Source organism: Kosakonia sp. H7A, from assembly GCF_003028445.1.
In the GTDB taxonomy this organism is placed as follows: Bacteria; Pseudomonadota; Gammaproteobacteria; order Enterobacterales; family Enterobacteriaceae; genus Kosakonia; species Kosakonia radicincitans.
On sequence record NZ_PYTZ01000002.1, the window covers coordinates 150404 to 174970 of the forward strand.

The window sequence follows — 24567 nt, forward strand, 5'->3', positions numbered from 1 at the left end:
ATGGCTAAAAATAAACCGTTTAATTTTGCTCACTTCTTTGGCGGCCCGCGCGCGGCTGAAGAGGATGAGGAAAAATCCAGAAAAGCCGGTAAGGCAAAAGGTCGTGCCGAAGACGACGATCGCAAGGACGACGCTGAAGACGACGATGATGACATTGATGCCGAAGACGACGATCGCAAGGACGACGCCGAAGACGACGATGACGACGTTGATGCCGAAGACGATGACGACACTGATCCGGAAGACGACGACGGCGATAATCGCAAAGACGACAAAGCCAGCCGCCAGGCGCGTCAGGCTGAGCGCCGTCGTTGCGCCCGTATTTTCGCCAGCAAATATGCCGTAAGCAATGTCTCTTTGGCCGCATCGCTGGCATTCAATACCGGCATGAGTTCCGCCGCTGCCGTTGATGTGCTGCGGAGCAATCGCCCTCAACAGCCGCAGGGCAACGGTCGCCGTTCTCTTGATGAGCGCATGCAGGATGCCGAACAGGTCCGCCTGGGCAAAGATGGCACTCAGAAAACCGGCAGTAACGCAGGCCTGGCAACACAGATGATGGGCCTTTATGACAGTGCAACCGGCCGTGGTGCCGCAGGGGGTAAATAATGGATCAGTTTGGAACAAACCCGTTTGTGCCGGGCATGAACAGTTCGTTGTTCGTGCCGGATCAGCTTATCGCCGGCACACTTCAGTTAGTGACTGACAGCGTGACAATTACCGGCGGCCCGTACAAGCGTGGAACCGTCCTGGGGGCGATCACCGCCAGTGGTAAATATACGCATTGTGTTAAAACGGCGACCGATGGCAGCCAAACACCAGTAGCCATTCTGGTGGATGACGTTGACGCATCAACATCTGACCAGACCGGCGGCGTGTATCTGATGGGCGAATTCAACCAGAATTACGTTACCATCGATAATTCCTGGACGATCGCACAAATGAAAGTGGCCTTACGTCCTCTGGCTATTTTCCTGCGTGGCAGTATCCCGGCCCCCGTGGCCACCTCCTGATTTTTCCACACTGACTCACCGCTTACCTTTTGCCGCATGCGGCAGGGCTGCGCTCATTTTAAATCTATGCCGGTGTGATAACCGGCATCATCAAGAGATCGCATATGAATAACATTTTCGATACCAGCGTGCTGGTACAGGTGGTTCCTAACCTGAAACTCAGCCAGAACTGGTTGCTGGACCGCTTTTTCCCCAACGTAGTGACCTACGAAACGGAAGAAGTTGCGATTGATGTGGATGTGGGTGTCCGCCGTATGGCGCCATTCGTGTCTCCGCTGGTGGAAGGTAAACTGGTTGAATCACGCAAATACCAGACCAATACCTTCAAACCGGCTTACATCAAAGATAAGCGTGCGCCTGATCTTCGTAAACCCATTCGCCGCCAGATTGGTGAACGTATTGGTGGCGAATATACCGCTGCCGAACGCGAGATGCTGAATCTCCAGTTCGAGATGGCGGACCAGATCGACATGATTAACCGCCGACTGGAATGGATGGCAGCCAGCGCACTGGTATCGGGTACGGTCACTGTTTCCGGTGAAGGGTATGAAACCAAGGTGGTGGATTTTGGTCGATCTGCAGATCTGACTATTACCCTCAGTGGGTCTGATAAATGGCCGTTGACGGTTGCCACTGGTGCTACCAACACTCAGCCATCTGATGACATTGAAGTCTGGCAAACGCAGTTTCTGAAAGAATCCGGTGCAGTTCCGACAGATCTGGTATTCACCAATTCGGCCTGGCGTGCATTCCGGCTGGATACCACGATCAAGGACAACGCCATCACCTTTCCGGCCCTGAGTCCGTTTGGCAACCAGATCAATGCTGGCGCGCAAATTCAGAAAGGTGCCGTCTATAAGGGGCGCTGGGGTAACTTTGACCTCTGGCTGTATAACGACTGGGCAGTTGACCCCGCTGATGGCGTTGAAAAGCCGCTGATCCCGGATGGTGCCGTTCTCATGAGCTGTGCAGATTTGATGGGGACGCGCGCCTTTGGCGTCATTCTCGATCCTGCATTCAATTACGGCCCTCTCGCTTTCGCTCCTAAAACCTGGGTGAAAGAAGATCCGGCCCAGCGCTTACTGATGATGCAGTCTGCGCCGCTGGTTATCCCGAGCCGGGTAAACGCTTCTCTCTGCGCAACGGTGGTGTGACATGGCAAAACAAGTTAATGAAGATTTGAATGCTGGTGGTGAAGGTAATGAGGATCTGAACGCCGCTGGCGAAAACAGTCAACCTGATGCGGAAATGGAAACGGAATACGTGGTGCTAAAAGGCAACCATGTTCGTCATGACGGTGAAATTTATCGTGAAAACATGACTATTCCGGTAACAGGTGCGGATGCTGCGCGGCTGCTCAAAGCCGGTGTTATCGGTGATATTGAGCAGCTTCGCCAGCGCGTACTCTCCGCCCAGCCTTCGGTCAGTGTGACATCGGAGTAAGGTATGGGCGTTAACTGGGATGAGCACCTTCTTGCTCCCCTGCATCATGTTTTCGGCGATGAACATGAATACCGGCCAAAAAATGGAACCCCGTTCCCTGTGAACGGGGTTTTTGATCGCGGCTACGTTCAGGCGTCTGAAAACCTTGATGGCAGTGCGGAAATCAACACCACAAATCCGGTGCTCGGTGTGCGTGATGCTGAGTTTTCCGGGCATTCCATGCCGGTACAGGGGGATCGCGTGCTTATTCAGATTGTCGGCGGCGTGGCGGTGAATCAGCTCTTTAATATTGCTGATGTACAGCCGGACAGCCACGGCGGCATGAAACTGGTTCTGAAGATAGTGAAGGCAAAATGAATGCAGCCCATGTTCGCCAGCTGGTGGTGGATGCGCTGAAGGGAAAGACCAGCGCCGGAGAAAATGTGTTTTCCCCCCGCGACTTTCCCACTAACCGCGATTTATACCCGTGCCTGCTGGTGCAGACTCCTTTTGATAACAAACATTCGCAGGGGCGTAATACCCCTGCTTTTACCACTATAACCACGGTTCGTATTTCCGGCCGCCTTCAGGAATATGACGGTGAAACTGCTGACGATGGCGCGCTGGAAGCCGAACTGGCGCTTGAAGCCCTGCGCGAGCAAATCGATCGGGCTGTCGTTAACAGTTATGAACTGACACGGGTTATTCAGCAGTTCCGCGAAATCCGTTCAACCATCAATGTCGGTGCCGGTGGAGAAGCGCACCTCGGCCAGCTTCTTTATGAAATCGACATCGAATATTACCAGGGGCCAGAGGATTTTTATCCGGTTGAATCCGTGCCGCTTGAGGGCATCGATATTCGGGTTCAGATGCCCGACGGCACACCCGTGCCCGGCGCAAATATTAACCTTCAGGAGTAACCCATGTTTGTAAAACCGAAAGACGGGCTCAGCGTTCGCGATCCCGTCAAGGGCTCCCCTTTGCCCGCAGAGGGCACGGAAGTCCCGGACACTATTTTCTGGCGCCGCCGGGTGCGTGATGGTGATGTTTCCATCACTGAAAAACCTGTAACCACCTCTGTGGTCACGGCAAAGTCAACGACAGCTAAAAATGAGGGAGACACAGAATGACAGTCCCGTTTGCACGTGTACCCAATAACCTGCGCGCCCCTTTGTTTTACGTCGAGTTTGATAATTCAATGGCAAACACGGCGACCGCGACGCAGCGGACGTTACTTATCGGCGGCATGTTGTCCGCCGGTACGGCGACCGCAGGCATTCCTGAGCGTGTGTCATCGCCCAATACCGTCGGCGAACTGGCCGGGAAGGGCAGCCTCCTGCATGCCATGATGACGGGGTATCAGGCCAATGACTCAGCCGCCGAAATCTGGATCCTGCCGCTGGAGGAAGATTCCGGGTCAATGGTTGCGGCGCATGGCACGATTAAAGTTGCCAGCGCGCCAACGGATACCGGGGTTATTTCGCTCTATATTGCAGGCATTCGTGTTCAGTTGACCGTTGTGGCGACAGACACGGTCGCAGGCATTGCCACTTCGCTGGCGGCGGCGATCAATGCCAAAACATCGCTGCCCGTTACTGCCACAGCGGCGACCGACACCATTACGCTGCTGGCGAAAAACCTTGGTTCACAGGGCAACAGCATTGATATCCGCCTGAATTTTGAAGGCACTCCGGGTGGTGAAGCCACTCCGGCTGGTCTCGTTCTGACGATCACCCCGATGGCCGGTGGTGCCGGTGCGCCGGATATTACCGGTGCGCTGGCTAACCTTCAGGACCGGGCGTTTGACTTCATCGTCAGCGCCTACGATGACACCACCTCCCTTGATGCACTGAAAGCGTTTCTGTCCGACAGCGGCGGTCGCTGGTCATGGGAGAAGCAACTCTATGGACACACGTTTACCACAACAACCGGCACCTATGCGACGCTGGGGACGAAGGGGGAATCGCGTAATAACCAGCATGAAACCATGATGGGCGTGAACAAGTCGCCTTCTCCCCCGTGGGTCTGGTCGGCAGGTTACACCGGCGCGGCAGCCGTCAGCCTGCGTAATGATCCAGGTCGCCCCCTGCAAAGCCTGGCGATTTCCGGTGTGCTGGCTCCGGCGCTGGAAGACCGGTTTGAACTTACTGAGCGTAATAATCTGCTGTACAGCGGTATTTCAACGTTCACGGTGGATGACGATGGTACGGTCCGCATTGAAAACCTGATCACCACGTATCAGAAAAACAGCTATGGCGACGAGGACGACAGCTATCTGCAGGTTGAAACGCTGTTTACTCTGGTTTTCGTGGTTCGTTTCCTGCGCACACAGGTAACCAGCCGTTTTGGTCGTATGAAACTGGCCGCCAACGGTACGCGGTTTGCGCCGGGCGCCGCGATCGTCACGCCCAATATCATCCGCGCGGATCAGATTGCCCAGTACCAGACGCTGGAGTACCAGGGTTACGTCCAGGATTCGGCCGGGTTTGCCGCCGGGCTTATCGTGGAACAAAACGCCAGTAACCCGAACCGCGTCGATGTCCTGTGGACCGGGACACTCATCAATCAGTTGCGCATCTTCGCGCTGCTTAACCAGTTCCGCCTCCAGGCGAGCACAGGAGCATAACCATGGCCGGAGATACTTCAAACCGCCTTGCCGGGACAGCCTATGTCACTGTCGATGGGGTGACAATTATGGTTGTCGGACAATTTAAATACAGCCCATCGAAGGTCAATCGTTCCTCTCTGACGGGCATGGATGGTCCGCATGGATATAAAGAAAAACCCGTTGTCGGATATATATCGTGTCAGGTCCGTGACAGCGGTGGAACGTCGGTTTCCGGCTTTAACGGGCAGACTAACGTCAACGTGGTGGCGGAACTGGCCAACGGCAAGACGATCATTGGCAGGTCACTCTGGACGGTCAATGTCCAGGAAGTTGAAAGCGAAGAAGCAACCTTTGATGTGCGCTGGGAAGGCGCAGATGTGACGGAGAGCTGATCATGGCCGAGATTGAACGACTTAAAGAAATCCCCCTGGATGTTCCCTTCGAAGACACTGTTCAGAATATTCGTTATGAATCGCTGACGTTGCGGGCGCCCACGCTTTTCCAGGCTGAACAGTTCTACGAAAAGCAGGCGGCAAAATCCTCTCTTGCCGCCATGCGCTTACTGATCGCGCTGACTTCCGGCGGCATTCCTGAAACTGTGTTGCAAAGAATGGATTTTATTGATTACCGGAAGTGCGAGGACTATCTCCTGGGTTTTTTGACCTGGAGATCCTCACCCTCTGGCAAGAACGAGCCGCAGACATAACGGCTTATTTTGGCTGGTCAGATGAACGGGCGTGGGGGATGACGCTCGATCGTCTGATGTGGTGGGTGAATCAGGCGAAGCGTATTAACCAGATAAGACGGAAACCTGCTGATGAGTAACGCGTTTGATTTTGAACTGACTGCCGGGGATAAGGCCACAGCGACCATCATCCGTATTGATGAAGCGCTAAAGAAGCTGAATCCTCAGATTGAGCAAACCCGGCAGGGGCTCAAATTCGGCGGCCAGGAATCCGATGATAAGCTGGATGGGCTGACCAGCCGCCTGTCGAACATGTCCCGCGCCGCGCGGGACAATGTTCAGTTTATTGGCGATATAGTTCCCCCGCTGAAAATGGTAGGGGAGCTTGGTCTTAAATTTGGTGGCACGGCAGGCCGGTTTGGGCTGGCCGGTGCTGCCGCCTATGGCCTGGCGAAAGGCGGTATGGCCGCCGCCGATGCGCTGAAGCAGGCAGCACGCAGTGCCTACGATCTGGATATTTCCGCTAAAAATGCCGGGATGCGCGTCGATGATTTTTCACGCCTTTCCGGTGCCATGCAGATACTCGGCGCTGACAGCCAGGCGGCACATGCGTCGGTTGAGGGACTGTTTAAAACCTTCAACGATGCCGCCGCCGGGAATAACTCGGGTGTGCTGGCGGTCATGTCCCAGATTGGTGCGCAGATCGTTAAAAACAAAAATGGCACCGTTGATGTACTGAAAACCATCGAGTCCATCGCCCGAATTTTTCCCGGTTTGCGTCCGGAGATGCAAAAAACCGTGGCGGATGCGCTGGGGCTTACCCCTGAAACACTGTCACTGATGCGGGAAGGAAACCGCCTGAAAGAGCTGCTGGCCAAATCCGATAAATTTGGCCTGACCGTTGATCCGGCTATCAATAACCAGCTTACCGAACTCAACCAGACCATTAATGAGCTGGGCGCCGCCTGGGACGGTCTGAAAAATCGTACCAGCCAGAAAATTTCCGGCGCTGTTTTGTCGGACGGATCAGTAAAAGACGGTCTGGAAGGGGTTGAAGATATCCTGACAAACGGGCTCGACAGTATCTCCCTGTCACATTTTCTCGGCGCCACGCGGGGTAAAGAAGCCGATCAGTTGCGCTGGGGCTATAACAACCCTGAGTTTTATAAGTCGCTGGGGACGATGGATAAGGTTGGTCTCGATTTCGGGGTGATGACCGACGGGTTCCGCCAGCGTTATAACGAATGGATGCGGCCGGTTAATGCGGCAGAGCAATTACAGTCGGATCTCAATGGGGCTTTAATGCCGGTTCCCGGCGTTTCAACGGTTCCTTACGGTCAGCAGCCCAATAATGCCCGTGGGCTGCGCAACCACAATCCCGGTAACGTCCGCGCCGCACCGAATGCAGTCGGGAATGACGGCAGTTTTCCGCAGTTTGGCTCAGACGCCGATGGCCTGGCGGCAATGGCTCGCCAGCTTATGCTGTATGGCGACCGCGGGAATAATTCCATCAGCGGCATTCTTCATACCTACGCGCCAACCAAAGAAAATATCACCAGCGCTTACATTGATGATGTTTCAAGAGCGACGGGGTATCAGGCTCAGGATCGCGTGAACCTTCATGATCCCGCCGTACTGCGAAATCTGATGTCGGCAATGATTAAGCATGAAAACGGGACGCAGCCATTTAGTCGTGATCAGCTTGATGCGGGTGTCAGTAGCGCTATTTTTGATGACCGCTGGAGTGGGCTCAGGGACAGCAACATCCTCGCGCAACAGCGCAGCGCTGGTGCTGGTGGGGATATCAGCCAGGCCATTAAAACGGCCTTTGACGATAACCCGCTGAAACTGGATGTGACCATTACAAACGACCAGACGGGCGCGCGTAAAAGTGCAACGGTCAATAATGGCGGTCGCGTTGTTTTCCCCATGAATACTAACTGACTTCATGCCCACCTTTTCTGGCGGGTTTTTTCTTTCCGGAGAACCGATGGCAATTGTTACCGACGCACTTTCATCGCTGCTGGGTATGGATTCGGGTTCCTCCCCCTGGTATCAGTCCCTGCGGCAGGCCAGTTTTCGCGGCGTTTCTTTCGCGGTACTTGCCGGGGAAACAAGCCACGGCAGGCGTGTGGCTGTGCATGAATATCCTTACCGTGATACCGCATGGATTGAAGATATGGGCCGCGGTGTCCGTAAAATCACCGTTCGTGGCTTTATCATCCAGGACAGTGTGGTCTACGGCGGCGGTGATGTTATTCAGCAGCGCCTGGCGTTAATCGCCGCCTGCGAAACAAAAGATGCCGGTACGCTAATTCACCCCACGCTCGGGGAAATGACGGTATCCATTCCTGAAAATGGCCTTCGCATCGGCGAAAGCCTGAACAGCGGCAGATCCTTCGAGTTTACCCTGACCTGTATCGAGTCCGGGCTGAAGGTGTTTGCCGTCACGACAACGGCAGCCGCCGTAACGGGGGTGAAAACAAACTATCTGAAGCTGGCCAGCACAACCGTCCTCAGTGCCATAGCCAGAATAAAAAGCGAAATCCGGGGCGTCACCCAGGGCATTAAAACCATCAAAAACACGATCGCTTTCTGGACGAATACTGTTGAAAGTACCATCAGCGAGGTGACCAATATCGGCAACACGCTGAAATCGACATTCGGCAATACCCGCTATGGCCGCTACAGCCAGGGATCAACAGGGGGGGCATCGGGAGCAAACGGGCAAACTGACTCGGATGACACCAGTGATCCCGCTGCGCTTGTAAAACAGACTATGGCCCAGGCGATTACGGATCGGAAGAACATTTCTGATGGCGTTTCTTCCCTTAATAATTCAGCCACCATCGATGAGTTTGTGCAGCGTGTCAGTGATGTGGTCGGCTCAGTTCTGGACGCCACCGGCGGCGTAAATGAGCGCCTGCGCGCGCTGGAAACGCTGGCAAACTCGCTGAGCACGCAATACCAGCAGGCCAGTGCGGATCAGGCTGTCGCCGACAGCGTAAACACGGTCATTCTGGTGCTGTGTTCCGGCGCGATGGTGGCTGCGGCGGTTTCTGCCAGTCCGGGCAGCCGCGATGAGGCCGACGCACTCACAGAGCGAGTCTCTGCTCAGCTTGATCTGGCGCTGGTGAAAGCGGCGGATCGTGGTGATGATGACATTTATCAGGCGCTGCTCGATCTGCGTGAGTCGTTTATCACGACAATGGGCACCACATCCCAGGGGCTTGTTGACCTGGTTGAATTCAGTTCCGGGGCGTCCCTTCCTGCACTCACGCTGGCTAACCGCCTGTATCAGGATGCCGGGCGCGCCGGTGAATTGATCGCCGCCACATCTGTTCCGCATCCTGCCTTTATGCCCACAAAAATGAAGGTGCTTCGTAAATGACGGATGAAGTGACGCTGGAAGTTAACGGAAAAATCATTTCCGGGTGGGACTCAGTCCGCGTCACGCGGGGAATTGAGCGTTTCCCCTCCGACTTTGATCTCGGGCTGATGGACTATTACCCGGCAAGCGGCGAAAAGCAGCTCGTAAAAGAGGGAAATACCTGTGATGTAAAAATTGGCGGCGACCTGGTGATAACCGGGTATGTGGACGACTGGTCGCCTTCCATAAACCGGGCAAGGCATGAGGTACGGGCGACAGGAAGAGGGAAGTGCGAGGATCTTGTTGACTGCTCAGCAGAGTGGCCGAACAACGTTATCAGCAACTGCACCGTGATGGACATCGCCACGCGCCTGGCGTCGTTTTACGGGATTAAAGTGAATTGCGATGTCGGCGATCTTCAGACGGTTCCGCAGTTCACGATTAACTGGGGAGAGTCGCCGCAGGAGATCATTGATCGGGTCTGCCGCTGGGCGGCGCTTCTTTATTACGACAAACCGGACGGCAGCCTGTTGCTTACCCGTGTCGGGACGAAGAAAGCCGCGAGCGGGGTGGCAGAGGGGGTTAACGTTGAGGATGCGTATTACCGCAAATCAATGGCCGACCGTTTCTCCGATTATGTCGGTGTTTCTCTCGGTGTGTCTCCCATCTCCGGCTGGGCGCCCGGCTCGGCGTATGATTCGGTCACGCTGGCGACGGCGCGCGATCCTGACGCGGCGAGTATGCGTTACCGCAAACGCATTATTCTGGTCGAATCCACCATGCTGGCGAAAGACCGGGCGCAAAACTGTATCGACTGGGAGATGAACCGGCGCTACGGGAGGTCGCAGCAACTGAATGTCACCATCGACAGCTGGCGCGACAGCGCCGGGAAGTTGTGGGAGCCTAACACCCTGATCCCGGTAAACCTCCCGACACTGCAACTGGAAAACACGGAATTGCTTATCGCTGAGGTGACATTTTTACGGGATGAGCGCGGTACCCATGCCCAGCTTTCACTGATGCCGCCTGCGGCGTTCTCCGTCCAGCCCTATGAGTTTTACCAGGTCATTCCGGGGCTTAACCAGTGAGGAAGACATGGCAAATTTAATGACGCGCATTGCGAATATGTTCGGCATCGGCCGGGTGACCGGGCAGGATGATGCCGGTGCAGCGCAGCAAATTCAGTACCAGACACCGCTGGAAGTCGCCAGCGCGCATCGCCTGCTCGATTTTGGTTTTTCTTCCGGCCTGCCTGTCGGCAGCGATGTGGTGATCGCCTTTGTCGGCGGTGATCGCTCAAGCCCGGTGGTTATTGCCTCCGGCCATCAGGGTTATCGCCATACCGGGTTAAATCCCGGCGAAACGGTCGTCTATAACCAGTGGGCGCTGTCGATACTGCTCACCGAAGACGGAATAACCATTGAGGCGGCCGGGCAGGATGTGACGATTAATAACGCCAGAAACCTGACCGCAACAGCAACCGAAACGGCTAAATTTATCACCCCGAAACTCCTGTGTACCGGGGACATCATCGATAACTGCGACACCAATTCCGTCACCCTTAAACAGTTGCGTGATGCCTATAACCAGCATGATCACGACGTTAAAGAAGTGCAGTCGGGAAGCAGTACTGTCACGTCGGAAAAAACCGGGAGCCCTGTTGATGGCTGATATTAAAAGTCTCTGGAATGTCGATGATCTGCATGCGGACTGGCTGGCAAACCCCGGCGCGCTTGCCAGCGGCGACGATTTTCAGACCGCCGTCATCATCAGTCTGTTCACCGATCGTGTGGCCCGTGCTGATGATCCGTATGAAGATAACGACCGCCGCGGCTGGTGGGGGGATTCGACAGAAGACAGCCAACTGGGATCCCGTCTGTGGTTAATCCGGCGTGAAAAGCTCACCCGCGAGGTGGCATTGCGTAGCGAGGAATATGCGCGTGAAGCCCTGAAATGGCTCGTCGATGACGGTGTGGTAATACAGATTGAACCAGTTGCCCGGATTGTTTACCCGAACCGCCTCAATCTTTTTATCCGCTACCTGATCCCGCAAAACAACGCGTGGGAAACATTACAATTTTACTGGGTGTGGGAGTCACAGATAAATGCCGTTTAAACGAGCCACATTATCGGAACTGCGTGATCAGAACCGCGCCTTTATGCAGTCTGAGCTGGAAGCTGTCGGCCAGTTACTGCGTTTTTCCAACCTGAAGGTGCTGGCCGACATGGATGCCGGTATGGCGCATCTGCACTATGCTTATCTGGATTACATCGCAAAACAGTCCACGCCATTCAATGCAACGGATGAAAATCTGGCGGGCTGGATGGCGATGAAAAGCGTTTACCGTAAACCGGCCAGCGCCGCGCAGTCGCCTTCTGCGCAGGCGAAAGGAACGGCTGGTGCCACCCTGTCCGCCGGTACTGTTCTCAACCGATCAGACGGCTATCAGTACACAACGGATACCGAACTGATCATCGCCTCAACAGGCTATGGCACAGCCTCAGTAACGGCGGTGCTCCCGGACATCAGCGATGATGTGACGGGTGGCGGGGCCAGTGGAAATGCCGACGCCGGAACCATTCTCACCCTCGATTCAAACGCGCCGGGAATCGAAAACCAGGTAACCCTGCTGGTGGCCGCGACCGGCGGCGCAGATATCGAAGACGAAGAGGATTTTCGCAGCAGAGGGTTGCTGGCATTTCAGAATCCCCCGCAGGGTGGCAGCGATGCGGATTATAAATCCTGGGCGCTGGCAGTTTCCGGCGTCACGCGCGCATGGGTAAAGCGCCGCCTTAACGGTGCGGGCACTGTTGGCGTGTACATCATGTGCGACAACAACAGCAACGGTGGTTTTCCTGTGGGTACAGATGGTGTTTCTCAGCTTGAGGACTGGGGCGCGGTAAAAGCCACCGGCGATCAGCTTGCGGTCGCCGATTACATCTACCCCCGCCAGACCGACACGGCGATCGTTTTCGTCTGTTCGCCGATCCAGAAGACCATCAATCTGGTCATCGCAGGATTGAACGATGCAGACAGTACCACCGTCGCAGCCATCAAAACAGCGCTGACAGATTTGTTTTTTGATGCTGCTCAGCCGGACGGTACAGGGATTGTGTACCTGTCTGATATCAATCTGGCGATCGGCAGTGTCAGCGGAACGACGGGCTATATTCTCAATTCGCCGTCGGCAAATATCACCTTTAACGTTGGTGAAATCCCGGTTCTGGGTACAGTGAGCTTTGTATGAGCCTTTTTTCTGTTGAGAATTACACCTCAGCACTTCAGGCGCTTATGCCGCCGGGCAGAGCGTGGCCCCGTGTCTCCTCTTCTGTACAGGCGGCCGTATTGCGCGCGCTGGCCAGTTCATTCCAGCGCTCAGATAATGATGCTCAGCGCCTGATTGCCGGGGCATTTCCTCCAACGGCAACGATCATGTTATCGGAGTGGGAGAGCTCGCTGGGCCTGCCCGATGACTGTGCCATCAGTGAAATCGGTGGTATCAGCGACAGGCAGCGTGCTGTCGTATCAAAGCTTATCAGCACCGGCGGCCTGAACCGCGCTTATTACATACAGGTCGCCGCCGCACTGGGCTACACGATCACCATCACGCAGTTCCGCCCGGCGATGGCGGGGATGTCTGTCTGTGGTGATGCCCTGAATGGTGATGAGTGGCCGTTTACCTGGCGAATAAATGCACCAGAAACGACAATCAACTATGCCGTCGCGGGTGGTGCCTATTGTGGTGATCCGCTTGCCTCCTGGGGTAATAAACAGCTTGAGTGTTCAATCAGCAAAATAGCCCCATCGCATCTGAATATTCTTTTCAGTTATTTGTAATAAAACCCTTATTTCACTCCTTATCGCTTAATAAAGTGAGGATCATCTATGCTCCGAATCGGGCAAGTAGAGGTAACCGCAACCTCTGACGGTAAGTATACCGATGGCAGTGTTGCAGCGGGCGTTGCGGCAACACGATTGCGCGCCGCTGCATTTAATGCCATACAGGAAGAACTGGCATATTTAGTTGAGTCGGCCGGACTCATTCTTAACGTTAATGATAATACTCAAGTCCTTCAGGCTTTATATAAGCTGAGAGGATTTAAGAGGATTATTTCGTCAACCAGCTTCATAGTTCCTCCTGATGTCTACACCCTCTTTTTCTCTGGCTGTGCAGGTGGTGGTGGTGGCGGAGCTGGTGGTGGTGGTGCTAGCGCAAGCAGTACATTCGGTACAGGTGGTGGCGGTGGCGGGGCAGGACAGTCGATCATTCGGCAGCCATACGCCGTGACACCAGGTCAGGTTATTCCCATTACGATAGGCACTGGCGGTACGGGTGGTATTGCTGTTTCTGGTGGTAATGGTGGTAACGGAACAGGTGGTGGTAATACGGTTATTGGCAGCCTTATTACACTCATAGGCGCAGGAAACATACAAGCGGCAGTCGGTGGAACGGTCAGCACGACCTCAACCGGAGGGGCCGCTGGCAGCTCTGGTTATCCATATGGTGGCTGGGGCTGCGACGGAAATGCCACCGCTGGTATTGCTATGGGCGGGATGGGAGCATCCTGCCCGTTCGGTGGTGGTGGTATTCCGGGGCGCACTGGTACAGGAAATGGCGTTCCCGGTGCAGATGGGTATGGTTACGGTAGTGGCGGCGGCGGTGGTGGTGGTCATTATTCATCTGCGCCCGGCACTTTTTCTGGTGGTAATGGTGGCAACGGCATGCCTGGCATCGTGATTATTGAATGGTGATATCTCTTATGAGCAAATTTGCACTGATTAAAGGCGGCCTTGTCGTGAATATGGTCGAATGGGACGGATCTGGAGACCTGTTCTCTGATTTTGAAACAATGGAAGTTACCAGCAATGACGCGGTAAAAATTGGAGATGCAGTCCTTCAGGGGAAATTATATTCAAAGCCATGTGATGGGTATGAATATATCTTTGAAAACCTGTCGTGGTCATTGACTGATGCGGGGCAAAAAGCCAAAGCTGAACAGGATCTTTCTAATGCTGAGGTCATGAAAGCATCACTGATTAGTTCCGCAGAAAGCACTATCAGTCTGTGGCAATCTGAATTACTTCTCGGCACCATCAGCGATCAGGATAAAGTGTCACTGACAGAATGGATCGCTTATATCAAGCAATTACAGGCTGTCGATACCTCTTCATTGCCGGTCACATGGCCTTCCGCGCCGCAATGATTGACACCATCTTAAGTTTAAGGTGATGATCTTAATATCCTTCATACTAAGTGATGTTACATGAACAGAAGAGATATGTTCAAATATTCAGCTCTTGCGGCTACCGGTCTTTTTGGTGCAAGTATGGCAATAGCTGATGATATCGTGGCCGCATCTTCCTTCACGATAGTGGATAACCCACCTTATAATGGGAATCTACGTCACGCGTTGCAGTCTGCCACGCCAGGGAGCGTCCTCTGGTGTGGCACATCGCAACCTTACGACATTACTGGACTTTATGTTTCGCCTACCCATACTGATGGGGATCCTATAACAAATACAATAGAGAATTTGACTATTGTAGGGATGGGAATGCCAAGACTGGCTGATGATAAATCTCGGTTCATAACAGGCTCTGGAACAATAATTCAGGGTCTTATTATGAATAAGGCCAAAGGTTTTCATATCGAAAACCTTGGCATTGATTGTGGTAATTATGTCTCACAGAATGTATTTCCCTCGGTTACCTATGAAGATTGTCTTCATATCTATGACGCTGGCGATAATGCAAATATCTACATAAATAACATTAAAACACTCAACTCTGTTGGTATTTCATCAAAGCCAGGAACCCATAGCATTTTAATAGAAAGAACCGGCGGGGTTTACAAGGGATATGTTGAATGTATCGGCGGTTATCATGGGCTTACCCTAAAAGGTTGGAACATTACTGGCGGTTGGTCTCACTGCTATGCTCAATATGGTGACGGTTTTATCCTGAAATCAGACTCGGGCACGAAATGCAGGGACATCCATCTTGACGGCATCAGGGTTGGCCTTATAGATAATACCGGCTGGCCGGATGTTTCTATTGGCGGTATTTATGATCCACATGATGGACAGACCATTGACAGGGTAACGATAGGTGAACTCGCAGTTCAGGGCGCTGCCTGGGGCCTTGGCCCAGCAGGATCTAGCGATGGATACACAACTAACATTAATATCGGGATATTCTCTGCCGTAGAGGTATATGGCAATTACTACGCACTTGAGATTAATGAAAGATGTGTGGGATGGACCATTGGTCAACATGCTATTTCTGCTGCATCAGGAGGCATACGGGTTCATAAAAATTCAGCCTATATCGATATCGGGCACGGTTATTCAAAAAACAATACAAGAAGCGGTTATTCTCTTGGTGGTAATACCTTGAGTCATGGGCGACTTGTTGCTAATGAGAATGGTGAATATGGCGTTGAATATACCGGGGGCTATGGTTTCAATAAAGATGATGTGACGGCCTACGGTAACACTTTGGGTAACTTTAGCGACCTACCTTCAGCCATTCAGGGAAATTTTTTAAATGGATGGACAGCAGGTAAAAACTTCCGTGCTGTGGTTTGTGGTCATCGTGTTTTTATAAGTGGGAAGCTGATAAAAGGTACCGCCGGGCCAGCTTTTGTAATTCCCAATGCATTGCTGCCAAAAGAGGATGTTCCGGTGCATGGCACGGGTGTAAATCCTGGCGCCAATGCTATTCCTGTTCAGGCCTGGGTTAGATCTGCAAAATCGGACACTAATCCCTGCATGTTTGATGTTTATGGCTTTGCATCAACGGCATCTTACATCGACTTCAACTGCTCATACGATATTGCTTAATCCACAAATTAAGCCCGGTCAGCACCGGGCTTTGCTCGCATTTCATCCAGTCAAACCCTCCTCTGAAAATTTACAATCAAGCCAACCCATTCACTGATAAGAATAATTACCACAGCTAAGCCGATGGTGGCCCATTCTACCTCTTGATCATTTTTCTGCGTAAAACTACTGTATATAAAAACAGTATATGGGAGGTAAAGATCATGCCGCGACGCCAGGACATTCCTTTCGCTTTTCGTCAGGCCATACATTATGAGCCCTCAGGCCGTCGTGTTGTCACGACAGGCGAGTTTGTACGCCAGCTTGCCGCCGTTAATTTTGACTGGACGCTTGCGCAGGCGAACGACTGGATCAAGTCGTATACCCGTAATTTTCGTGACATCACTCCGCATCACGGCGAGGACCGACTCTGGTTTATGTTCAACCCGAACGGGGGGATCTAATTATGGGATTCCCTTCACCTGCCCAGGACTACATCGAAGACCGGATTTCTCTCGATAAGCAGTTTATCGCGCATCCGCACGCCACCTATTTTATGCGTGCTGGTAACACATACTGGCGCGCCGGTATTACACAGGGGGCGTTGCTCATTATCGATTGTTCTCTGACACCGTGTGATGGATCAGTGGTGGTGTGCAGCCTGGCAGGTGAATTCCACCTGCGCAGATTCCGGCTGCATCCTTACCGGTATTTTGAACGGCTGGATGACGGCCGCGCGGAGAGAATAGATCCGGAAACTGTCGATGAGAACGACGGGGTTTTTGGTGTGGTCACGCACGCGGTAAACGACATGCGAACGCTGGAATTTGATGACTGCCCGGTGATGTAAAACGTCAGGGGTTTTACCTTCATTTTACCTTTGTTTTACCTTGAGCAAATCGCAGGAATAAAAAAACCAGCCGTAAGAGGCTGGTTTAGTTGGGGATAATTTGGTCGGCACGAGAGGATTTGAACCTCCGACCCCTGACACCCCATGACAGTGCGCTACCAGGCTGCGCTACGTGCCGACATGTGGCGCTAATAGTACCCTTTTCGTTGCTGATTGCAAGCAGAGGGGCACCTGAGTGATTCATAATTAATCAATCAGTTAGCGATAAAACGTTTTTCATTCGTTAACACTTGCAGCAACAAACTGAGCTGCGGTTTTTGATCGCGGATCTTCTCACCCTGCGCATTCCAGGTATGGTAATTGCCGTTAGGACTCAGCACCAGCGTCATCTCCGGCGTGGTTATCGCCAGCGTGCCGCCGCCCGCCGCGGTGACCCAATTGTGGCGGCGCGGTACGTTAAACAGATCCTGCCCCTGTGACCAGGCGTTGGCTGGCGTGCTGACATGCAGCAGCCGCTGCATCAGCGTGGTCATCACATCTTTATGATCCGTCAGCGTATTGATACGCTGCGCCGGCGTTCCCGGCCAGTGGATGACCAGTGGAACGTGCAGCCGGCTACGCGACCATTCGAAACTATCGTCCGCTTTGCTTTCAGGAACGCCATGGCCAGCGGTAATAATCACCACCGTATCGTCCAGCTTGCCCGTCGCGCGCAGCGCATCCAGCACGCGCCCGATTTGCGCATCGACATCTGCCGCCGCGCGGCTGTATTTACGCGCGAAGTTTGGCTGCGAACTGTCCAGAGACGCCGTGCCGTTCAGCGAAATCCACGAGAACCAGCGGTTATCATCCTGCGCATAATGCTCCAGCCAGTTGATCCACTGCGAGGCGGTTTTCTCGTCACTCTGCGTTTGCGCGGCTGGCAATGAGAAATCGGAGAGCAGTGCCTGGCGGTAGAGCGGGCTGCTGAAGCCGTCCGAAGAGAACAAGCCAAGCTGGTAACCCTGCTGGTTAAAGGCAGTGATCAGCGCCGCCGGAATACGCGCCGACAGCACGCCGTCCATGTAACCCGGCGAGATGCCGTAGAACAGGCCGAAATAGCCATTGTCAGCAGTGTTGCCGGAACTCATATGCTGCGTAAAGTTGACGTTCTGCTGTGCAAAGCTGGCCAGTTGCGGCATCTGTTTTTCATAACGTGAATAGTTGAGGCCATCAACGGTAATCAGCAGTACATTCTGACCGGAACCCATATCAGCGTAGCGCAGATCGCTTAAGGGGTACTGTACGGAGACGGCTTCAGGGCTGCCTTGTTCCACCAGTCGGCGCTGATAATCCTGCGCATCCAGCAAACCGTGTTTTTCCAGAAAACGTCGCGCGGTCATAGGATAAGAGAGCGGCAGGTTAGCGCGCTGCATGGTAATCGGGCGATAGAAATTGGCGTCGGCCCAAATATACATCACATGCGTGGCAATAAAGGCGACGAAGAAAAAGGCGGCCAGCGGCTTGGCATAGTGGCGACGGCGCGTCAGGCTGCGCAGCTTCTGCCAGCTCCAGGTGGCGAATAACATCTCAATTAGCAAGATCACCGGCACGCTGATAAACATGAGCTGCCAGTCCCGCGCCATTTCGTTCTGGTCCGGGTTAATCACCAGTTCCCAGACAACAGGATTAAGATGCAGGTGGAAACGGGTAAATACTTCGCTGTCGATCAGCAGCAGCGTCATGCCCGCCGTCGCAAGGATGGCGGACAGCACGCGCATCAGGCGCTGCGACATTACAATAAACGTCAGCGGGAAGAGCACAAGCAAGTAGGTGGCGAACACCAGAAAGCTGAAATGCCCAACCACGCTGAGATAAGAATAGATACGCCCGGAGAGGGTAGTCGGCCAGTCGGCGACAAACAGATAACGGCTACCGAGAACGATGGACAACAAAATGTTGAACAACGCAAACCAGTGCCCCCAGCTTACCATCTGGGAGACTTTTTCACGGTAGCGCTGACGATTGGTCACCATAGACTGTCGATATTTCCCTTAATGCGCTTTGTCGTCGCCAATTGACGATTGTAAAGCCTGAGCGAACGATTTCGCGATCGCCTGACGTTGTGCAGGGGCGACGCTGGTGTTGATCAGGTTCGTCACCATATTGCCCAGCACCATCAGGGAGAGATCGGTCGGGGCTTTGTGTTTTTCCAGCACGTTTGCCAGCTCACTGAGCAGCTGTTCAACGTGTTCATCACTGTAGCGGGAGATTTGTGGCATAAATCGGAATCTGTTTACTCATGAAAGGGCAACATATTACCGTAGCAATCGCTTTTTTTCTGCTTTTTTATCAGCAGTTGCACAGTTGCGTTGGTGGTGGTTGAATACCGCCGTCTAAAAGGAGAGTTTATCATGAGTCTGGACATCAACCAGATTGCCCTGCACCAGCTTATCAAGCGCGATGAGCAAACCCTTGAACTGGTGCTGCGCGATTCTTTGCTGGAACCGACCGCACCTGTCGAAGAGATGATGGCGGAACTGCATCGGGTATACAGCGCCAAAAATAAAGCCTACGGTCTGTTTAACGAAGAGAGCGAACTGGCGCAGGCGCTGCGTCTTCAGCGTCAGGGCGAGGAAGAGTTCCTTGCTTTCAGCCGCGCGGCAACCGGGCGCTTACGTGATGAACTGGCGAAATATCCGTTTGCTGATGGCGGTATTGTGCTGTTTTGCCACTACCGCTACCTGGCGGTGGAGTATCTGCTGGTGGCGGTGCTGAACAACTTAAGCAGCATGCGCGTCAATGAAAATCTCGACATCAGCTCGACGCATTATCTCGATATTAATCATGCCGATATTGTGGCGCGCATTGATTTAACCGAGTGGGAAACTAATCCGGAATCAACCCGCTATCTGACCTTCCTGAAAGGGCGAGTAGGGCGCAAAGTCGCAGACTTCTTTATGGATTTCCTCGGCGCCAGCGAAGGGTTGAACGCGAAAGCGCAAAACCGCGGTCTGTTGCAGGCGGTAGACGACTTCACCGCGCAGGCCGAACTGGATAAATCAGAACGCCAGACCGTGCGCCAGCAGGTTTATACCTACTGCAATGAGCAGTTGCAGGCGGGCGAAGAGATTGAACTGGCATCGCTCTCTAAAGAGCTGGCGGGCGTCAGCGAAGTAAGCTTCGAAGAGTTTACCGCAGGCCAGGGCTACGAGCTGGAAGAGAGTTTCCCGGCGGATCGCAGTACCCTGCGACAGCTGACCAAATTTGCGGGCAGCGGCGGTGGTCTGACGATCAACTTTGATGCTTTGCTGCTGGGCGAACGTATTTTCTGGGATCCGGCTACGGATACGCTGACCATCAAAGGCACGCCGCCGAATCTGCGCGATCAACTGCAACGCCGATTCACGGGTGGGAAGTAATCCTCTGAAACCTGCTCATTTGGGCAGGTTTTCTTTTACGCACGACGTGAGCCGCCATATGACTCAGCGAGCCGCGTATCGACGTTGATAAGGCATAAAAAAACCCCGCCGGAGCGGGGTTTTCTTCAACTTGTCGGCGATTAAGCGCGAACGAAGTCGATGTGAGTCAGGCGTACTTTGAACGCGTGACGCTGTACAGCCTGAACTTTTACTTTTACTTCTTTGCCATCAACTGCAATGGTCAGAACGTCGCTGTAGAATTCAGCTTTCGCCTGCATGTTCCACAGTTTGTCGTGATCCAGTTCGATAGCGATCGGCGCTTCAGTTCCACCGTAGATGATTGCCGGGAACTTGTTCGCTGCGCGCAGGCGGCGGCTCGCACCCTTACCCTGCTCTTTACGTACTTCTGCGTTAATAGTAAACATTTAAATCTCTCTTAAATAAATCCTGTTACAGGCGACCCAGCAACAGGCAGATGATCGGCTTTGCGGATGCAAAAGCGGGCGGTATTCTATCCTCGAACGTTCGATACATCAATCAAAAGTACGTTTACCCGCGCAATTCATGCGCCCGCCGGAAGCGACCCTCATAATCAAACACCTTTTCCCGCACCTGCCAGTACTGCCCTTTCATGCGGGCGACCACAAAATCGGGATGACGCAACAGCGCCTGTTGCGTCACGATATCGGCGGCGACAATCCAGCGCAGTGGCACGCCGGGCGTGCGCGTATGCGGGCGGATAAACAGCTGTTCGAAAGCGGTTCGCTGGGCAGGTGTCTGCAGACGGAAGCGCTCGCTGACATCGGCGCCATCTTCATCGTAATAGGTGATTTTTAGCCATTCGCCTTTCTCATCGGCACCGTGTTGCAACGTCATGCCGCTACAGCGCAGCACCAGCGCATCTTTTAACTTCAGCGCTGCTTTCAGCATATCGTCCGGATCGACAAGCACGGTATCGCAGGCGCGGCAGCGGCGGGCCGCGATATCGTTTTCCGCATTGCACTGCGGGCAGTTTTTAAAGCGAAAACGGTAATCACATTGCTCGCGGTTACCTTCATCATCTTCCAGCCAGCCCTGGCAGCGGCGACCAAAGTGTTCAATCAGCGTGCCGTCGGCGGTGGTTTTTCCCCAGAAGGTATTGGCAAAGCCGCAGCCGGGGCAGAAAACCTGCACCGGGACATTATCGCTTTTGCCTTTCGGCGCACCAATTTCCGGCGCATAGAGATCGTGAGGGTTCCCGGCATAATCAAGGATCAGACAGTCGGTTTTACCGGGTGCAAGTCGCAGGCCGCGTCCGACAATTTGCTGATACAGGCTGACGGATTCCGTTGGTCGTAAAATGGCAATTAAATCAACATGCGGCGCATCGAAACCGGTGGTCAGCACCGCCACGTTAACCAGGTAACGGAACTGCTGATTTTTGAATGCCTCAATCAGCGCATCGCGTTGCGGGCCTGGCGTTTCACCAGTGATGAGCGCCGCATCGTTTGCGGGTAACAGGCCGGTAATCTCCCGCGCATGCTCGACGGTCGCCGCAAAAATCATCACCCCTTTGCGCGTTTGCGCGAATTCAATAATCTGGCTGATGATATGCGGGGTAATGCGCTGCTGCTTTTTCAGTTCGCGGTTAAGATCGGTCTCGCTGAACAGCCCATTACTTTTCGCCTGTAAGCGGCTGAAATCGTACTGCACGACCGGCATATCCAGCCGTTCCGGCGGTGTTAAATAGCCGTGCTTGATCATATAACGCAGCGGCAGCTCATAAATGCAGTCGCGGAACAGCGCTTTTTCGTCGCCGCGCACCATGCCGTGATAGTGAAAGCGGTAAATCCAGCCTTTTCCCAGCCGAAAAGGCGTGGCGGTAAGGCCAAGCAAACGCACGTGAGGGTTCACTTCGCGCAAATGGCTGAGGATTTGCTGGTACTGGCTGTCGTCATCGTCGCTGATACGATGACACTCGTCGACCACCAGCAGGGAAAACTCGCTCTGAAACTGCTCCAGGTTGCGCGCCACCGACTGTACGCTGCCGAACACCACTTTTCCGTGGCTCTGCTTACGCTTCAACCCGGCGGCGAAAATATCGGCTTCCAGCCCCAGCGCCACATATTTCGCATGATTCTGCGCCACCAGTTCTTTGACGTGTGCCAGCACCAGTACACGGCCACGAGCGAGCCGTGCCAGTTCAGCGATCACCAGGCTTTTTCCTGCGCCGGTAGGCAGCACAATCACGGCGGGTTCAGCATGTTTGCGAAAATGGGCGAGGGTGGCATCCACCGCTTCACGTTGATAAGGGCGTAGCGTAAAAGTCATGGTCTCGATGGGTTGCAGGGTGACACTGCACAGTATGCCACGAATCTTTCCTTTGAGCGGTTTGTGATGCTCGTTATACTGTCAGGGTACTCATTTCTTCTTGTGGGCGTTTTGCCCGCACCCAGCACCATACAGGCCAGAAAAATTCATGCGACTTGATAAGTTTATCGCTCAGCAGCTTAGCGTCAGCCGGGCGATTGCCGGGCGTGAAATCCGCGCCAGCCGTGTTACCGTCGATGGCGACATCGTCAGAGATACAGCCTTTAAACTGCAACCTGAGCACGAGGTTGAATACGAGGGCAACACCTTGGTTCAGCAGAATGGCCCGCGCTATTTTATGCTGCATAAACCGGAAGGTTACGTCTGTTCTACCGACGATCCGGATCATCCCACCGTGCTCTATTTTCTTGATGAACCGGTTGCCCACAAGCTGCATGCCGCGGGGCGTCTGGATATCGACACTACCGGGTTGGTGCTGATGACCGATGATGGTCAATGGTCGCACCGCATTACTTCGCCGCGCCATCACTGCGAAAAAACCTATCTGGTGACGCTCGAGTCTCCGGTCAGCGAAGATACCGCCGCGCAGTTTGCTCATGGCATCCAGTTGCATAACGAGAAAGATCTCACCAAACCCGCAGAGCTGGAAGTGATCACCCCGACGCAGGTGCGCCTGACCATCAGCGAAGGCCGCTATCATCAGGTGAAACGCATGTTTGCGGCTGTCGGTAACCATGTCGTCGCGCTGCACCGCGAGCGGATCGGCGCGATTGCGCTGGATGAGGATCTGGCTCCCGGCGAGTATCGGCCGCTGACAGAAGATGAAATCGCCAGCGTTGGCATGCCTTTTCGTTAATTTCAGGAGATCTCCGTGACCAGCAGGCCACACTCTTCACTGAGTATAGTGTTCATTCTTGGCCTGTTGGCCATGCTGATGCCGTTATCCATTGATATGTATCTGCCGGCACTGCCGGTGATCGCCGAGCAGTTTGGCGTCCCGGCGGGCAGCGCGCAGATGACCCTCAGCACCTATATTCTGGGGTTTGCGGTGGGGCAGTTGCTGTACGGGCCGATGGCCGACAGCATCGGGCGTAAGCCGGTTATTCTTGGCGGTACGCTGATCTTTGCCGCCGCGGCTGTCGCTTGCGCGCTGGCGCAGAGCATCGATCAACTGATCACCATGCGCTTTTTCCACGGTCTGGCGGCAGCGGCATCGAGCGTGGTGATCAACGCCCTGATGCGCGATATCTACCCGCGTGAGGAGTTCTCGCGCATGATGTCGTTTGTCATGCTGGTCACCACTATTGCGCCATTGCTGGCACCAATGGTCGGCGGCGCGGTGCTGGTCTGGTTTAGCTGGCATGCTATTTTCTGGATCCTGGCGATTGCCGCGCTGCTGGCGTCGGTGATGATTATGCTCTTTATCCCCGAAACGCTGCCCGTTGAGAAACGGCATAAGTTTCACCTGCGCACCACCATCGTCAACTTTGCTTCGCTGTTTCGCCACAAACGTGTGCTGAGCTATATGCTGGCGAGCGGCTTCAGCTTTGCCGGAATGTTCTCCTTTCTCAGCGCCGGGCCGTTCGTCTATATCCAAATCAACCACGTTTCACCGCAGAATTTTGGTTATTACTTTGCGCTGAATATTGTGTTCCTGTTTATCATGACGATTATCAACGGCCGTTTTGTGCGTCGTGTCGGCGCGCTGAACATGTTCCGTAGTGGGTTGTGGATCCAGTTCGCGATGGCTATCTGGATGGTAATGACAGCCTTGTTGGGTGTGGGCTTCTGGTCGCTGGTGCTCGGCGTGGCGGCATTTGTCGGCTGCGTATCGCTGGTGGCATCCAATGCGATGGCCGTAATTCTTGATGAATTCCCGCATATGGCAGGAACGGCCTCGTCGCTGGCGGGCACGTTCCGTTTCGGCATCGGCGCGATTGTCGGCGCGTTGTTGTCGATGGCGACCTTTAACACCGCCTGGCCAATGATCTGGTCGATCACCTTTTGTGCGACCAGCTCAATCCTCTTTTACCTCTACGCCAGCCGTTCAAAGAAACCTGCCTGAATCCTCACCAAAGGGAGCGTGAAA

The 24567-nt window shown here is 53.9% G+C and carries 30 protein-coding genes, 1 tRNA gene and 1 pseudogene; 27 read left to right on the forward strand and 5 right to left on the reverse strand.

Annotation, left to right across the window (positions count from 1 at the left end):
* From CWM66_RS28890 to CWM66_RS08780, 24 genes and pseudogenes are all read left to right on the forward strand, one after another.
* A complete protein-coding gene (locus CWM66_RS28890; RefSeq protein WP_158262941.1) occupies nt 1-606 on the forward strand; it encodes a hypothetical protein in 606 nt (201 codons plus the stop codon).
* Nucleotides 606-1010: a head decoration protein gene (locus CWM66_RS08675; protein ID WP_107146530.1), complete on the forward strand. Its 405-nt coding sequence runs from the start codon at nt 606-608 to the stop codon at nt 1008-1010. The genes CWM66_RS28890 and CWM66_RS08675 overlap by 1 nt, the downstream gene beginning before the upstream one ends.
* Before the next feature lie 104 nt (nt 1011-1114).
* A complete protein-coding gene (locus CWM66_RS08680; protein ID WP_107146531.1) occupies nt 1115-2164 on the forward strand; it encodes a major capsid protein in 1050 nt (349 codons plus the stop codon).
* Between the two features lies 1 nt (nt 2165).
* Entirely contained in the window at nt 2166-2453 is a 288-nt protein-coding gene (locus CWM66_RS08685; RefSeq protein ID WP_107146532.1) for a hypothetical protein, read from the forward strand.
* Nucleotides 2454-2456: 3 nt separating this feature from the next.
* Nucleotides 2457-2810 (forward strand): hypothetical protein, encoded by a 354-nt coding sequence (locus tag CWM66_RS08690; RefSeq protein ID WP_107146533.1) that lies wholly within the window; start codon nt 2457-2459, stop codon nt 2808-2810.
* On the forward strand, nt 2807-3352 hold the full coding sequence (locus CWM66_RS08695) for an ATP-binding protein (protein WP_107146534.1): 546 nt from the start codon (nt 2807-2809) through the stop codon (nt 3350-3352). Before CWM66_RS08690 ends, CWM66_RS08695 begins: the two co-directional genes overlap by 4 nt.
* 3 nt (nt 3353-3355) lie before the next feature.
* A complete protein-coding gene (locus CWM66_RS08700; RefSeq protein WP_107146535.1) occupies nt 3356-3562 on the forward strand; it encodes a DUF2635 domain-containing protein in 207 nt (68 codons plus the stop codon).
* Nucleotides 3559-5058 carry a phage tail sheath subtilisin-like domain-containing protein gene (locus CWM66_RS08705; protein ID WP_107146536.1) on the forward strand — a complete coding sequence of 500 codons (1500 nt, stop codon included), beginning with the start codon at nt 3559-3561 and terminating at the stop codon, nt 5056-5058. Before CWM66_RS08700 ends, CWM66_RS08705 begins: the two co-directional genes overlap by 4 nt.
* Nucleotides 5059-5060: 2 nt before the next feature.
* Nucleotides 5061-5432 (forward strand): phage tail tube protein, encoded by a 372-nt coding sequence (locus CWM66_RS08710; RefSeq protein ID WP_107146537.1) that lies wholly within the window; start codon nt 5061-5063, stop codon nt 5430-5432.
* A gap of 2 nt (nt 5433-5434) precedes the next feature.
* The gene (locus CWM66_RS08715) at nt 5435-5746 is read left to right on the forward strand and encodes a phage tail assembly protein (protein WP_107146538.1); all 312 of its coding nucleotides are present in this window, start codon (nt 5435-5437) and stop codon (nt 5744-5746) included.
* Nucleotides 5747-5857: 111 nt separating this feature from the next.
* On the forward strand, nt 5858-7669 hold the full coding sequence (locus tag CWM66_RS08725; RefSeq protein WP_107146540.1) for a hypothetical protein: 1812 nt from the start codon (nt 5858-5860) through the stop codon (nt 7667-7669).
* Nucleotides 7670-7715: 46 nt separating this feature from the next.
* Nucleotides 7716-9116, forward strand: coding sequence for a DNA circularization protein (locus CWM66_RS08730; RefSeq protein WP_107146541.1), 1401 nt, complete (start codon nt 7716-7718; stop codon nt 9114-9116).
* Nucleotides 9113-10183, forward strand: coding sequence for a phage baseplate assembly protein (locus CWM66_RS08735; RefSeq protein WP_107146542.1), 1071 nt, complete (start codon nt 9113-9115; stop codon nt 10181-10183). The genes CWM66_RS08730 and CWM66_RS08735 overlap by 4 nt, the downstream gene beginning before the upstream one ends.
* A 7-nt stretch (nt 10184-10190) precedes the next feature.
* The gene (locus CWM66_RS08740) at nt 10191-10766 is read left to right on the forward strand and encodes a phage baseplate assembly protein (protein WP_233218376.1); all 576 of its coding nucleotides are present in this window, start codon (nt 10191-10193) and stop codon (nt 10764-10766) included.
* Nucleotides 10759-11211 (forward strand): phage GP46 family protein, encoded by a 453-nt coding sequence (locus CWM66_RS08745; RefSeq protein WP_107146543.1) that lies wholly within the window; start codon nt 10759-10761, stop codon nt 11209-11211. The genes CWM66_RS08740 and CWM66_RS08745 overlap by 8 nt, the downstream gene beginning before the upstream one ends.
* The gene (locus CWM66_RS08750; protein ID WP_107146544.1) at nt 11201-12343 is read left to right on the forward strand and encodes a baseplate J/gp47 family protein; all 1143 of its coding nucleotides are present in this window, start codon (nt 11201-11203) and stop codon (nt 12341-12343) included. Before CWM66_RS08745 ends, CWM66_RS08750 begins: the two co-directional genes overlap by 11 nt.
* The gene (locus tag CWM66_RS08755; RefSeq protein ID WP_107146545.1) at nt 12340-12933 is read left to right on the forward strand and encodes a YmfQ family protein; all 594 of its coding nucleotides are present in this window, start codon (nt 12340-12342) and stop codon (nt 12931-12933) included. Before CWM66_RS08750 ends, CWM66_RS08755 begins: the two co-directional genes overlap by 4 nt.
* Before the next feature lie 48 nt (nt 12934-12981).
* A pseudogene (locus CWM66_RS29230) lies at nt 12982-13188 on the forward strand (hypothetical protein); the annotation flags it as partial.
* 49 nt (nt 13189-13237) lie between these two features.
* Nucleotides 13238-13384, forward strand: coding sequence for a hypothetical protein (locus CWM66_RS29075; RefSeq protein WP_199200037.1), 147 nt, complete (start codon nt 13238-13240; stop codon nt 13382-13384).
* Between the two features lie 213 nt (nt 13385-13597).
* Entirely contained in the window at nt 13598-13834 is a 237-nt protein-coding gene (locus CWM66_RS28895) for a hypothetical protein (protein ID WP_158262942.1), read from the forward strand.
* Nucleotides 13835-13856: 22 nt separating this feature from the next.
* The gene (locus CWM66_RS08765; RefSeq protein ID WP_158262943.1) at nt 13857-14300 is read left to right on the forward strand and encodes a tail fiber assembly protein; all 444 of its coding nucleotides are present in this window, start codon (nt 13857-13859) and stop codon (nt 14298-14300) included.
* Between the two features lie 75 nt (nt 14301-14375).
* Nucleotides 14376-15938 carry a phage tail protein gene (locus tag CWM66_RS08770; RefSeq protein WP_233218377.1) on the forward strand — a complete coding sequence of 521 codons (1563 nt, stop codon included), beginning with the start codon at nt 14376-14378 and terminating at the stop codon, nt 15936-15938.
* A 203-nt stretch (nt 15939-16141) separates the two neighbouring features.
* Complete coding sequence (locus CWM66_RS08775; RefSeq protein ID WP_107146547.1) at nt 16142-16381, forward strand: DNA polymerase V; 240 nt, start codon at nt 16142-16144, stop codon at nt 16379-16381.
* 2 nt (nt 16382-16383) lie between these two features.
* Entirely contained in the window at nt 16384-16767 is a 384-nt protein-coding gene (locus tag CWM66_RS08780; protein ID WP_107146548.1) for a S24 family peptidase, read from the forward strand.
* Nucleotides 16768-16868: 101 nt separating this feature from the next.
* Here CWM66_RS08780 and CWM66_RS08785 read toward each other — a convergent pair.
* The 3 genes from CWM66_RS08785 to CWM66_RS08795 form a co-directional block, all read right to left on the reverse strand.
* Nucleotides 16869-16945: transfer RNA gene (locus CWM66_RS08785), tRNA-Pro, on the reverse strand.
* A 76-nt stretch (nt 16946-17021) separates the two neighbouring features.
* A complete protein-coding gene (gene yejM, locus CWM66_RS08790) occupies nt 17022-18782 on the reverse strand; it encodes an LPS biosynthesis-modulating metalloenzyme YejM (protein ID WP_007371138.1) in 1761 nt (586 codons plus the stop codon).
* An 18-nt stretch (nt 18783-18800) separates the two neighbouring features.
* Nucleotides 18801-19028, reverse strand: a complete 228-nt coding sequence (locus CWM66_RS08795) for a YejL family protein (protein ID WP_007371139.1) — start codon at nt 19026-19028, stop codon at nt 18801-18803.
* Nucleotides 19029-19160: 132 nt separating this feature from the next.
* On the opposite strand from CWM66_RS08795, the gene yejK reads away from it, so the two are divergent.
* Nucleotides 19161-20168: a nucleoid-associated protein YejK gene (yejK, locus tag CWM66_RS08800; RefSeq protein ID WP_007371140.1), complete on the forward strand. Its 1008-nt coding sequence runs from the start codon at nt 19161-19163 to the stop codon at nt 20166-20168.
* 140 nt (nt 20169-20308) lie between these two features.
* Here yejK and rplY read toward each other — a convergent pair whose 3' ends face one another.
* Nucleotides 20309-20593, reverse strand: a complete 285-nt coding sequence (gene rplY / locus CWM66_RS08805) for a 50S ribosomal protein L25 (RefSeq protein WP_007371141.1) — start codon at nt 20591-20593, stop codon at nt 20309-20311.
* A 124-nt stretch (nt 20594-20717) separates the two neighbouring features.
* The gene (locus tag CWM66_RS08810) at nt 20718-22478 is read right to left on the reverse strand and encodes a DEAD/DEAH box helicase (RefSeq protein WP_107146549.1); all 1761 of its coding nucleotides are present in this window, start codon (nt 22476-22478) and stop codon (nt 20718-20720) included.
* Between the two features lie 148 nt (nt 22479-22626).
* Here CWM66_RS08810 and rsuA point away from each other — a divergent pair, with 148 nt between their 5' ends.
* Together rsuA and CWM66_RS08820 are read left to right on the forward strand one after the other, a co-directional pair.
* Entirely contained in the window at nt 22627-23334 is a 708-nt protein-coding gene (gene rsuA / locus CWM66_RS08815; RefSeq protein WP_007371143.1) for a 16S rRNA pseudouridine(516) synthase RsuA, read from the forward strand.
* 15 nt (nt 23335-23349) lie between these two features.
* Nucleotides 23350-24543: a Bcr/CflA family multidrug efflux MFS transporter gene (locus tag CWM66_RS08820; protein ID WP_035888835.1), complete on the forward strand. Its 1194-nt coding sequence runs from the start codon at nt 23350-23352 to the stop codon at nt 24541-24543.
* Nucleotides 24544-24567 lie beyond the last annotated feature (24 nt).